This is a genomic window from Acinetobacter sp. SwsAc4 (assembly GCF_013391535.1).
GTDB lineage: Bacteria > Pseudomonadota > Gammaproteobacteria > Pseudomonadales > Moraxellaceae > Acinetobacter.
The window spans coordinates 24,777-37,165 of the sequence record NZ_JACAXC010000002.1 but is presented as its reverse complement, the minus strand read 5'-3'; the positions used below and the strand labels follow the sequence as shown (position 1 = coordinate 37,165).

13 protein-coding genes and 2 pseudogenes are annotated in these 12,389 nt (G+C 41.1%); 8 read left to right on the top strand and 7 right to left on the bottom strand.

Translation table 11 applies throughout. The features are described 5' to 3' along the window. Positions 1-10 precede the first annotated feature (10 nt). The 5 genes and pseudogenes from HYG88_RS01485 to HYG88_RS01465 form a co-directional block, all read right to left on the bottom strand. On the bottom strand, positions 11-1,129 hold the full coding sequence (locus HYG88_RS01485) for an acyltransferase (RefSeq protein WP_005157052.1): 1,119 nt from the start codon (positions 1,127-1,129) through the stop codon (positions 11-13). A 126-nt stretch (positions 1,130-1,255) separates the two neighbouring features. Then, a pseudogene (locus HYG88_RS01480) lies at positions 1,256-1,660 on the bottom strand (EamA family transporter); the annotation flags it as partial. Between the two features lie 81 nt (positions 1,661-1,741). Beyond that, the gene (locus HYG88_RS01475; protein ID WP_162620846.1) at positions 1,742-3,016 is read right to left on the bottom strand and encodes a replication-associated recombination protein A; all 1,275 of its coding nucleotides are present in this window, start codon (positions 3,014-3,016) and stop codon (positions 1,742-1,744) included. Between the two features lie 82 nt (positions 3,017-3,098). Further along, positions 3,099-4,032 (bottom strand): annotated as a pseudogene (locus tag HYG88_RS01470) (serine hydrolase). Between the two features lie 130 nt (positions 4,033-4,162). Further along, positions 4,163-4,615 (bottom strand): YcgN family cysteine cluster protein, encoded by a 453-nt coding sequence (locus HYG88_RS01465; protein WP_034602613.1) that lies wholly within the window; start codon positions 4,613-4,615, stop codon positions 4,163-4,165. Positions 4,616-4,804: 189 nt separating this feature from the next. Between HYG88_RS01465 and HYG88_RS01460 the strand changes: the two genes are divergently transcribed. The 7 genes from HYG88_RS01460 to HYG88_RS01430 all read left to right on the top strand — a co-directional run bounded on the left by HYG88_RS01460 (position 4,805) and on the right by HYG88_RS01430 (position 9,538). Further along, positions 4,805-4,963 carry a DUF1328 domain-containing protein gene (locus HYG88_RS01460; RefSeq protein WP_004878181.1) on the top strand — a complete coding sequence of 53 codons (159 nt, stop codon included), beginning with the start codon at positions 4,805-4,807 and terminating at the stop codon, positions 4,961-4,963. A gap of 169 nt (positions 4,964-5,132) precedes the next feature. Next, positions 5,133-5,870: a dienelactone hydrolase family protein gene (locus HYG88_RS01455; protein ID WP_005157062.1), complete on the top strand. Its 738-nt coding sequence runs from the start codon at positions 5,133-5,135 to the stop codon at positions 5,868-5,870. Between the two features lie 151 nt (positions 5,871-6,021). Then, positions 6,022-7,059 (top strand): A/G-specific adenine glycosylase, encoded by a 1,038-nt coding sequence (gene mutY / locus HYG88_RS01450; protein WP_005157068.1) that lies wholly within the window; start codon positions 6,022-6,024, stop codon positions 7,057-7,059. 76 nt (positions 7,060-7,135) lie between these two features. Continuing rightward, complete coding sequence (locus HYG88_RS01445; RefSeq protein WP_218647818.1) at positions 7,136-7,633, top strand: M23 family metallopeptidase; 498 nt, start codon at positions 7,136-7,138, stop codon at positions 7,631-7,633. A gap of 9 nt (positions 7,634-7,642) precedes the next feature. Then, a complete protein-coding gene (locus HYG88_RS01440) occupies positions 7,643-7,891 on the top strand; it encodes a hypothetical protein (protein ID WP_005157074.1) in 249 nt (82 codons plus the stop codon). 32 nt (positions 7,892-7,923) lie between these two features. Further along, on the top strand, positions 7,924-8,478 hold the full coding sequence (locus HYG88_RS01435; protein ID WP_005157077.1) for a DNA-3-methyladenine glycosylase I: 555 nt from the start codon (positions 7,924-7,926) through the stop codon (positions 8,476-8,478). Positions 8,479-8,512: 34 nt separating this feature from the next. Beyond that, on the top strand, positions 8,513-9,538 hold the full coding sequence (locus HYG88_RS01430; RefSeq protein ID WP_005157081.1) for an NAD(P)-dependent alcohol dehydrogenase: 1,026 nt from the start codon (positions 8,513-8,515) through the stop codon (positions 9,536-9,538). On the opposite strand, the gene HYG88_RS01425 is transcribed toward HYG88_RS01430, so the two are convergent. Then, positions 9,535-10,962 (bottom strand): PLP-dependent aminotransferase family protein, encoded by a 1,428-nt coding sequence (locus tag HYG88_RS01425; RefSeq protein ID WP_005157084.1) that lies wholly within the window; start codon positions 10,960-10,962, stop codon positions 9,535-9,537. The genes HYG88_RS01430 and HYG88_RS01425 overlap by 4 nt on opposite strands. 90 nt (positions 10,963-11,052) lie before the next feature. On the opposite strand from HYG88_RS01425, the gene HYG88_RS01420 reads away from it, so the two are divergent. Continuing rightward, positions 11,053-11,463: a hypothetical protein gene (locus tag HYG88_RS01420; RefSeq protein WP_034602572.1), complete on the top strand. Its 411-nt coding sequence runs from the start codon at positions 11,053-11,055 to the stop codon at positions 11,461-11,463. Here the strand turns inward: HYG88_RS01420 and HYG88_RS01415 are convergent. Then, entirely contained in the window at positions 11,411-12,313 is a 903-nt protein-coding gene (locus tag HYG88_RS01415; protein ID WP_005157090.1) for a LysR substrate-binding domain-containing protein, read from the bottom strand. The two genes, HYG88_RS01420 and HYG88_RS01415, sit on opposite strands and share 53 nt — an antisense overlap. Positions 12,314-12,389: the final 76 nt, after the last annotated feature.

The window sequence follows — 12,389 nt, the reverse complement described above, 5'->3', positions numbered from 1 at the left end:
TACTGTGAAATTAAAATATCTTTGTAAGGCTACTAGAGACTTTAATTGCAATATCATCCACATAGCGACTATAGGGAGTAGCTAAAACAATACTTATCATCACTGTAAACAAACTCGCCCACAGACCCGCTACCCAATACGAAAAACCCAATTGAATATGAAATAGATTAAAACAAGGAATTGTTAAAGCATAAATCACAGCAAGATGAATTAAATAAATAGAAAATGAGATCTTGCCTAAGAAAACTAAAAATGGTGAATCAAAAAATTGTGCTAACCATTTGCCTTTTAATACCGCATACACGATACAAAAACCGCCAATAAAATTCAGATAATCGTAGGTTTGCTCACCTAAAAATTGAGCAAAAATCCGATAACTCAGACTTTCATTATGCGCACCACAGAAATATAGCCCCAGCGTGAATAGCAACACAGATAGCCCTGTTGCTAATTCTGATGCATATAGAAGTAAACCCATACCTAAAATAAAACTCAGGATACCGAGTAATACTGTTTGTGAAATCGTATAGGCTGTCGCAATACTCAACAGCAAGAACAGACCTGCAAGCATCGGTCGTTTGCTATAAAAATAACTGGCGAAATAAATTACCAATGAACCGAGCAGCTCAATCTGCATCGTCCACAACACCCAGTTATAGCTTGAGTCCCCAAATAAAAACGCTCCGATACTGCCCTCATACAAAGCTATACTTAATTTTGGATAAGGATTTGCCAAAGCGGCTCCCCATTCAGAAACATGCGAAACATCAACAGGAAGGAAACACACGAGGTAGGCAATAATACAAGAGATAAACGCGGGAATAGCCAAACGTGGATAGCGTTTCAGCAATGACTTTTTTAATCGCTCAGTGGCATTGGGCTTGTTTAAGTTGGACAGGCTCAGTACATAGCCGCTCAGGACAAAGAACACAAAAACTGCGCCTGTTCCTGAATAGAAAAATGCCAGTGGTGAGTTATGCAACAGGGCGAAAAAATTATATTGCGGAACCGCACTTTCTCCAAAATTATGCAGTTGTGGAAAGAATGTCAGCGACAGGTGCGACAACACCACTGCAAGGCAGGCCAGACCCCGAATACTTTCCGCAGCATTAATTTTTTGGGTGGACATTGATGGAACTTTATCATCCGTGATATGCCGCGATAATGCGATCTTTTATATGAAGTGTCTAGTAGCCTCTTACAAAAATATAGTGACTATAAAGCACTTAAATAATAATTCCGCTATACACTTAAACTAAGTTGATGATTTCACTCGAGTCGAATACCAACATAAGATCGACCCAATACACACCATAAAAGCACCATACCAAAAAGAAATCGTCAGTGGCGTACTGAGTAAGATTGCAGAGCAAAAAGCTGAGAATACAGGAATGAAATACGAAGCACCTGCCAACAACGTGACATTGCCATGCAAAATCCCGACATTCCATGCAGCATAACCAAAGCCCATAGCGGCAGCGGCAAAAAGTAAGGACGTGGAAGATGACCAATCAAAATCAAATGCGCCGCCACCGACTGCACCAAAATGCGAACTGACATCCTTGATCAAAGCAACGATCATGCTCCAAAGGAAGATCGCAAGCAATCCAACGAATGTGGCTTTTTTTGAGTTCATGTTGAAATAAATCGAATATAAAACCGCAGCAAAATTCCCATTTACAGTTTTGGGAACTTGACTAGGTGAAATGTGAAAATACAACTCATCTATTTAAACAGATCTTTATTGCTGCTGTTGTTCCTGCTGCCAACGGCGTTGCTGCAAACGTTCGGCTTCAACTTCACGTTTGTTTAAGGCACGCTCATACAGCTTCGTACCCCTCAACTCAGGCGGCAAATATTCCTGTAAAACAAAATGCTCAGGGTAATGATGCGGATAGAGATAATCCACGCCATAACCTTGTTGCTTCATCAATTTGGTTGGCGCATTACGTAGATGCAACGGCACAGGTAAATTCGCAGTTTTTTCGGCAAGCTCCAAAGCTCGGTTAATGGCGAGATAGGTACTATTACTTTTCGGGCTGGTTGCGAGATATACAGCACATTGACCTAAGATAATTCGTGCTTCAGGCATACCGACCGCTTGTACTGAACGAAAACACTCACCTGCCAACAACAAGGCATTCGGATTCGAGTTGCCAATATCTTCTGATGCTGCAATCAACATTCGACGTGCAATAAAAACAGGGTCTTCACCACCTTTGAGCATGCGTGCCATCCAATATAGGGTCGCATCCGCATCGCTACCACGAATCGACTTGATAAAGGCCGAAACCAAATCATAATGCTGCTCACCTGATTTGTCATAACGTGCAATATTCTGCTGTGCGACTTTAACCACAATTGCATTGGTCACGATATTTTCAATATCAGGCTCAAAAGTACTGGCAATTAAATCAATCAAATTAAGCGCTTTACGTGCATCACCCGCAGCAAATTGAATCAGCGCATCATATTCTTCAATCTGAATAAAACGCTCTTTCAAAAACTTATCACTTTGAATGGCTTTATTGATCAGGGTTTGAATCGCATCAGCATCCAAACTATTTAAGGTATAAACCTGACAACGAGAAAGCAGTGCACTATTCACTTCAAAAGATGGATTCTCTGTGGTTGCACCAATCAAAGTGATTTTGCCTTTTTCAACTGCATTCAGTAAGGCATCTTGCTGCGACTTATTAAAGCGGTGGATCTCGTCAATAAACACTACTGATGTCAGTAAATCACCGCTTTCCGCAATCACTTCGCGCAGCTCTTTTACGCCCGTACTTAATGCAGATAAACTAATAAAAGGGCGATCAACTGCCTGTGCCAATAACAAAGCAATTGTAGTCTTACCCACCCCTGGCGGCCCCCAAAAGATAATCGAAGGCAAATGCCCCTGATCAATCATTTGGCGTAACGGTGCATGCTCACCGAGCAAATGATCTTGCCCGATGATTTCTGACAAATCACGAGGGCGTAAGCGTTCAGGTAAAGGAATATGCGTATCTGACATCATCACGGACTTTATACTGTTTTATCCTAGTCTATTGCGTCTGGTTCAAATCTACAATTTGAATCTGCAACCACGCGACATTCTATTGCGCAGTATTCTTTTGAAGTAACTGCTGCATGACATGGTAGCTTGCAGTAATTCGAGCTTCATTCGGAAAATTAGTGTTAGCGAGCATCACAATTCCAATCTTCTGCTGCGGAATAAATGCAGCATAGGCACCAAAGCCATTACTTGAACCAGTTTTATTAAACAATGTTGCTGCTGGAGCACGCTTTGGTTGTTTGATCGGTGTGACGATATGACTTTCTAAAGCCATTTTGCTGGAATTATCTTGTAAAAGTGTTTCAAGCTTAACAGGATAAGCATATTGCTCCCAGCCTAGCCCTTGGGTCATCGCACCAACTTTAAAATATCCCACATGCGTTGTTTCAACCGCTGCTCTTAAAGACTGTTTTAGCTTTTGTGGGTGAATTTGAATATTGTCGTGCCGTACCAACGTTGGTCTTTGGCTGCCATCTTTGAAAATATTGAAGCATGTCCTGCTGACTAACAACTTCATCTGGAAATTGCAGCGGAAAGCCACCTGCAGTATATATACCTAAATTTAAAATCGTAGCTTTATTCACTGCGGTATTTTTTAATTCTGGGAAATACTTGGCGGGATGATCCGACAATAATAACTGCCCTTGCGCCTGTGCATAGCCCGCCAAAGTTGCATTAAAGGTCTTACTGACTGAGCCAAGTTCAAATAAAGTATGGTTACTTACGGGTTGTTGGTTTGATTTTGATGCCAAGCCATAATTGATAAAATAATGCTTACCATCGAATGTGACACCGACCGCTAATCCAGGAATCTTATATTGATCTAATAATGGTTTAAATTGTTGATCTACAATTTCCCTAACTTGCTGCTCACTGAGCGGTTTTGCCCAAATCGAAGAATTACAGAATAAAAGCCCTGCAAGTAAAAAAAGCATTCTTGATGCGATCATGTCTATTTCCCAAACCCATTTCATTCAAACAAAGAGGCTCTCAAACCACATCGAACTCTCAGTGTTCATCATATGGGAATGTATAGATAAAATACTGCTAAAGTATTGTTTTTTATTGATAAAAAACACAGTTATAAGAAATATATATCAAGATCTAACGTACCCAACGTACGACATAATCTTCTATATCATCTTCATTTATATCTTGTTCTGAAATACAGCGTCCAGCAGCCGATTTCTTCGCTTTAATCACACTCTGACGTGAACCCGTATTTAAATAATGCCATGACGGTAAATTTTTACCTTCATTCAAACGACGATAAGCACAACTAGGAGGTAACCATGTAATTGTTTGCAATCGTTCAGGTGTCAATTGAATACAATCTGCAACATGCTGTTGACGATTCGGATAATCAGAACAACGTGCCGTTTTACAATCTAATAATTTACATGCAACTTTGGTATATGCGACTTCTGCCGTTTCTTCATCTTCAAGCTTAACCAAACAACATAAACCGCAACCATCACACAATGCCTCCCACTCAGTATTATTCAACTGATCAAGTGGATATAGTTTCCAAAAGTTAGCGCGCAATTCGGTAGACATGGCAAATGTTTTAGGCTTTAAAAATTTGTGTTGATTATAGCATTTATTCTCAATCAAGCCGTTTTCCAAGCGACTTAAGCGATTAACAATACTTAAGTTATTGAACATTTCAACCACAGAAACACCACATTTGGTGCGAAAAATACACGCTATAGTAATCTCATAACGATAAATTTAGGAGTAAGTAATATGTTCCGTTGGGCTATTATCTTTGCAGTGATTGCATTAATCGCCAGTTTATTAGGTTTTGGTGGTGTTGCTGGTTTATCCAAAGACTTTGCCGTCATTTTATTAGTGGTCGCGGCTATTCTTGCTGTAGTGGGTTTCTTATCACGCGGTAAAGTTTAGTTTAAACAGAAATAAAAATTCAGAAAGAAAAAAGAAGAATCGCCGTATTCTTCTTTTTTTATTATCATCATTTCAGCCGAATAAAAATTTGTCTTTCCGCTAGCATCATCAATTTTTTGCTGTTTTATGCTTTAATCAAAGCATTGAAAATATAGATCAGGATTAAAAAATGAGCTTTCCAATTACAACGCGTGAAATTGAATATACCGCCCCAGATGGTCAACGCCTTATTGGCTATTTTGCGACACCTATCCGAGATGTACCAGTTGCAGGAGTTATTGTTGCTCCAGAGTGGTGGGGACGTACCGAATATACCGAGCAACGTGCGCGTGAACTTGCAGAACACGGTTTTGCCGCTCTCGCAATTGATATGTATGGAGACAAAAAAGTTACCTCTGATGTTCCTCAAGCATCTGCATGGATGATGCAAACATTTGATCATGTAGACACCGTGGTTGAGCGTGCTCAAGCAGGCTTAGATGCTTTAAAAGCACAACCAGAGGTCAATACTGAAAAATTGGCAGCAATTGGTTTTTGTTATGGTGGTAAAGTAGTTCTGGATTTGGCGCGATCTGGTGCCGATTTGAAAGCTGTAGTGACCTTCCACGCGAATTTAAGCCCGAAAGCACCTGCACAAAAAGGAAAGATTCAGGCTGAAATTCTTGTATTACATGGTGAGATCGACACCATGGTTTCTTTAGATGATGTCGCAAGCTTCCGTCAGGAAATGCACGATGCAGAAGTCGATCATGAAGTGATTATTTTTGAAAATGCCAAACATGGCTTTAGTAATCCCCTCGCAGATGAGCGAGCTAAAGCAAATAATGTTGACTTAGGCTATAACGCCGAAGCTGAACATCAAGGATTAGAAGCCATGTATGAATTACTAGATAAACATTTAACCTGATTCAAAATATTGGCATAAACTTTCACAAAGACTTCATTCTGTGTAGGTGGCATTTATGTCTCCTACACACGAACAAATGTTTTTATCATTTAAATAAGTCCACGATTATATTTTCATTATACTAAGCCTCTGCTTTTGATTGTTCTGATTCATGTCTGATTTCTCATTTTCTGATGCACTACTCACGTGGTTCGACCAACATGGCCGCCACGATTTACCATGGCAAGTCGCTGATGATCCCTACAAAGTGTGGGTATCAGAAATCATGCTACAACAGACTCAAGTTAAAACTGTTCTGCAATATTTTGATCGCTTTATCGAAAGATTTCCAACCGTAGACGATCTTGGTCAGGCCAGTTGGGATGAGGTTGCCCCTTATTGGGCTGGTTTAGGCTACTATGCCCGTGCACGCAATCTGCACAAAGCCGCTGTTATCGTAAAGCAGAAAGGAAAGTTTCCTGAAACATTAGAACAGTGGATTGAATTACCAGGCATTGGCCGTTCAACCGCTGGTGCATTAATGTCTCTTGGCTTACGACAATATGGCGTCATTATGGATGGCAATGTGAAACGAGTTTTAGCACGTTTTTTTGCGATTGAAGATGATTTATCCAAGCCACAGCATGAGCGTGCTTTATGGCAAATTGCGGAACAGCTGTGTCCGAAAGAACGTAACCATGATTACACCCAAGCAATCATGGATTTGGGTGCTACAGTCTGCACACCGAAAAAGCCTTTGTGTTTATACTGCCCAATGCAACAACACTGTCAGGCCTATCAACAAGGTTTAGAACAAGAACTCCCATTTAAAAAAGCAAAAAAACCTGTCCCTGTTAAAACGGCGAATGTGCTCCTAATTCAAGCAGGTCGTGAGTGGCTTTGGCAACAACGTGAAGCCCACGGTCTATGGGGAGGTTTGTATTGTCTGCCTATCATTGAAGAGGCAACTGAATTACAACAGATTGAACAACAATTTAAGCTGCAAGCTCAAGTATCATCACTACAGATTAGTCATAGTTTTACTCACTTTACATGGATACTGCATGAACAACTGTTCCACGTGGAACATGACCAAAAAGAACAGCTCAGCATTGAACTGAATGGAATATGGCTCTGTCCAGAAGCCGCGATTGCCAAAGGCATTCCAACGGCCATGAAAAAACTGATTACAGCCAAACAAAAGGCCTAAAACCTGCATGCTGTAAATTCGAACGCAAGGAGTTTGTGTGCGTTACCTGATTTCCCATACGGTTCTTGCCCTATTGATGCTGATCCTTTCAGCCTGTACCACTGCACCAAAGAAGCCCGTGCCCTTGCCTAATACACAGGTGAACAAGCTCCAGATGATGCGTCTGGACAGTCGCCTGCCCGTTCCCGTCAAGGGGATCAGTCGAACTCAATTGCGAGATAGCTGGGGCGCAGCACGCAGTCAGGGGCGTAGTCATGAAGGCATTGACATCATGGCGGAACGTGGTACGAAAGTGTATAGTGCCACTGAGGGCTTAGTGGCTGATTTACGTAATAATAATCTAGGCGGCAAGGTGATCTGGATTCTTGGACCTGCTGGTTCATGGCATTATTATGCACATCTGGATGGTCACAAACGTGGTCTCAATGTTGGGGATTATGTCCGCAAAGGTGACCTGATCGGCTATGTGGGCAATACAGGCAATGCTCGCCATACCGCCCCACATTTACACTATGGCATTTATCTCAATGGCAAAGGGCGTGGCGCAGTCAATCCATACCCATACTTACGTTAGGAATACAGCATGTCAGAAGCATTGATTGAACGTCTGGTTGAATTTGCAGAATCAGGTAATCAGCAGAAAATCATTATCAATGGCACCAGCTATCAGGGCTGGATCATGGAAATTACTGAAGATGCCCTACTGATCAGCACAGGTTTTGCAGATAAATCAGGCAAGGACTTTTGGCTGAAATTTACTGATTTAAATACAGCTGAACTGTATTATTGGGACACTCGCCCAAATGAATGGGTGGCATTCACACTTTCATGATTTTATATGAATAACAATAGGAAGCATCAAATATGACGATTCAACGCTGTGGCTGGTGCTCCAATGATCCACTCTATATTAGCTACCACGATGAAGAATGGGGCAAAGTAGAACAAGATGAAAATCGATTATTTGAGATGCTTTGTCTTGAAGGTCAACAAGCTGGATTATCATGGATTACGGTGCTAAAAAAGCGCGAGAATTACCGTTCACACTTCTTTCACTATCCAATTACTAAGATTGCAGAGTTTACTGATGATCAACTCGAAGACAAACTGAGTGATGCAGGATTAATTCGTCATCTAGGTAAACTTAAAGCGATTCGAGACAATGCAATTGCATGGCAGCAACTCAAAAATGAAGTTGGTGATGTATCTGATTGGCTATGGGCCTTTGTTGACCATCAGACTTCAAATAACGATGTCATTCATTATCGTGATGCACCTGCACAAACCGAAATCAGTCAAAAACTTTCAAAAACACTGAAAAAACGTGGTTTTAAATTTGTTGGTCCCACAACATGTTATGCGTTTATGCAAGCGGTAGGAATGGTCAACGATCACGAAAATCACTGTCATTTTAAATAATACGAATTTATTTTGCTTTCCAAGGAGTTATCGAATGAGCAATAACCAAATTCGTGCTTATGCTGCAATGAAAGCAGGCGAGCAATTGGTTCCTTATCAATTTGATGCAGGTGAATTAAAGCCACATCAGGTTGAAGTTAAAGTTGAATACTGCGGTTTATGTCACTCAGATTTGTCTGTGATCAATAATGAATGGCATTCATCCGTTTATCCTGCTGTCGCTGGACATGAAATTATTGGCACAATTATCGCACTCGGTTCAGAAGCCAAAGGACTGAAACTTGGTCAACGTGTTGGCATTGGTTGGACAGCTGAAAGTTGCCAAGCATGCGATCCTTGTATTGGTGGTCATCAAGTTTTATGTACGGGTGGCAGCGTTGCGACTATCGTTGGTCATGCGGGTGGCTTTGCAGAAAAAGTTCGCGCAGGTTGGCAATGGGCCATTCCTCTACCAGAGGGTTTGGATCCTGAGAGTGCAGGACCATTGCTTTGTGGCGGCATTACCGTGTTTGATCCTTTACTTAAACATCAGATCCAAGCAACACATCACGTCGGTGTGATTGGGATTGGTGGTTTAGGGCATATGGCCATCAAGCTACTTAAAGCTTGGGGTTGTGAGATTACTGCATTTAGTTCAAATCCAGACAAAACTGAAGAGCTCAAAGCCATGGGGGCTGACCATGTGGTGAATAGTCGTGATGCTCAAGCGATCAAAGCACAACGTGGCAAATTTGATCTATTGCTTAGCACCGTCAATGTAACGCTGAATTGGCAAGCCTATCTCAATACCTTGGCACCGAATGGTAGTATGCATTTCTTGGGTATTACCTTAGAGCCTATTCCAGTTTCTGTAGGTACTATCATGAGTGGTGCCAAATCGGTTACAGCTTCACCAACTGGGTCACCTTTAGCACTGCGTCAACTACTACAATTTGCCGCACGTAAAAATATTGCGCCACAAATTGAGCTATTTCCAATGTCTCAACTCAATGAAGCCATTGAACGACTGCATTCAGGTCAAGCACGTTATCGTATCGTACTTAAAGCAGACTTTGATTAATTTAAAACCGACGACATACGCTCTCTCACCCAATCCGCCAACTGTTGAATTGCTTGGCGGATTTCGGTGGTCAACGCATGCCCTGCATTTAAGCGAATGAAGTGCTGATAACGCTGATCTTCACCAAACACTTCCCCTGGTACGATATTAATCCCTTGGCGCTGCGCTAAATAATATAACTCTAAGCCCGTAATATTTTCTGGCAGTTGCAACCACAAAGCATAACCCCCTTCTGATTGACTCAAGGCGATTGGAATCCCACCAAATACTTCCAAAATATAAGCACGATACTGTTGGACTTGTTGCATCAACTTCGGTCTTAACTCATCCAAATGCTCACGATAACCACGACTATAAATGAAATCAGCCAAGCCTAACTGTAAGGGTGTATTGACACCGACGTTATTTGATAAGAGTTGTGGTCGTAAGTGTTGCAATTGTGGTCCCAAGCAAAACCATCCTACACGATAGGCGGTAGACAGTGACTTCGAGACTGAACCACACCAAATTACGTAGCCTTGTTGATCCCAATAACGAATCGGCAAAGGTCTCTCTTTTTGGAAACTGCATTCACCATAAATATCATCTTCTAAAATAAAACATTGGTATTGCTGCGCAAGTTGAGCAATTTTTTGCTTCTGTGAATGACTTAAACAGTAGCCCAATGGATTTTGAAAATTAGCAGTGAGTAAACACAGCTTGGCATCGCCCTGTTTCATAAAAAACTCAAGACGTTCAAGATCAATACCACGATGATCTGCTGGAATCTCAATAATCTTACGCTTAAGACTTGCCAACATTTGCAACTGGCCATTAAAGGTAGGTGTTGGAATTAATATACTGTCCCCTTCCTGACTGATCTGCTGAATTAACAAGGACAAAGCTGGCATACAGCCATTGGTAATAAAAATATCTTCCGTAGCGACATAAATCCCATCTTCACGCCAATGATCTGATAAAGCCTTACGTAACTGCTCATGTCCCTGTTTATTACAATATAAAAAATCTTCGGGCTGACAGTGTTTAAGCGCACGCTGTAAGGAACGACGTAGCCCATCTACAGGAATTAAATGGGGCGACAACTGAATAGCCCCTAAAGGAGTTAAATGATTTTGAATCGATGCTGTTTGAATCTGATTCTGTAAGTCTAAATTCGAGACTTGCCGTGCTTTGGACTCAAAGCTTGGACTTTTAGGGGCAGCACTTTGATATTGTCTTGAACTTACAAAATAGCCTGATTTGGCTTTGACATAAATCAGTCCTTTGGCTTCTAACAGTTCGTAGCATTGTTGTGCGGTACTCAAACTAATACTTTGCTGACGAGCAAATTCCCTTAAAGAACTTAACTTTTGCTGTGGCTGTAATTCATGTTGATAAATTTTATGAGCCAATTGATCTGCTAGGCGTTGATATTGAAAAGTCATATCTGTACTGCTTTTTTATAAATTTCTGTATCTGTATTGGTTAATACAACACCGTTAAGCTATAAAAATCAACTAACAAAGGATAAGAACATGAAAAACAATATCTTATTTATATTTTCTATAATTTTTTTTACAGGCTGCAATCTGACTGACCAGTCCACTTATCAGCAACAACAAGTGTGTAAATCACTCTCACAGGGATATCTGCAAATTCAAAACCAATCGACCTATGAATTATGGAAAATGGAGAAAAGTGAAGCCCCTGAGCAGACCCGTATCATCAAACTGACCTATAAGAAACCCAATGAAAATGGCCTGATGCTCTCAAGTAACTTTCTGCCAACGGTCAAAATTGAATGCACGCAACAACAGCAACAGGTCAAAGTTGCAGTACAACAACCGACTGGACAACTTGTTCAAGTTTTAGAACTCAAACTTGCCGAAACAGCTATTGGCAAACAGAAAATCCATGACTTAACTGCTCAGTCAAAAACTCAATAAATAAGCGAACCCGTTTCGGCAAATGCGCTTGTTGATAATACACAGCATGGATGCTTTGATAAGACTGCTCAATCTGATCTTCAAATAGTGCTTCAAGGCGCCCTTCTTTCATATCCTGCCAGATTTCAAATTCTGATAATCGGGCAATGCCCTGCCCACGCAAACAGAGTTGTCGAACAGTTTCGCCACTCGATGCTTTTACTTTCGGTTGGGCTTGAAAATACTCACCATCAATTTTAATGGGCCAAGTATTGATATAAGTGGGACGGGTGAAGCCAATCACATCATGCTCAATTAATGTCTGAGCTTGTACAGGTCTCCCCTTACGCTGTAAATATTCAGGACTGGCTACAATATAAATTCGGCTTTTACACACCAATTTCGCATGCAGACTGGAATCATGTAATTCACCAAAACGAAACGCCACATCAGTCTTATGTTCTAATAGATCTATCACTAAATCATTACTATTCAGCTCAATCTCAATATTGGGATAACTTTGTCTGAACTTATGTACCAATGGCGTAATGACATGCAGAATAAACGGCGTGGCTGAGTCAATCCGAATCACACCCGAGGTATCCTGATCCGATTTTTCTAGAGCTTCTTCAGCTGCACTTAAATCACTGAGAATTTTACGCGCATGTTGTAAAAATTGTTGTCCTTCTTGGGTCAGTTTTAACTTTCGAGTCGTGCGCTCTAGCAAGGTGACTCCAAGCTTTGACTCTAGACGACTGAGAGAGCGGCTCATTCCCGATGCCGTCTGTCCAAGCCGCTCAGCAGCAGCAATAAACGATCCTGTATCGACAATGGTCATAAAAGCAAGTAGTTCTTCTACCGTAGATTTCATTGCCACCTCGTTAATTATTGATATTTAGTCAACTATATTTTGCAAATTCATCTATTTTTTAGCAACAATAATCATC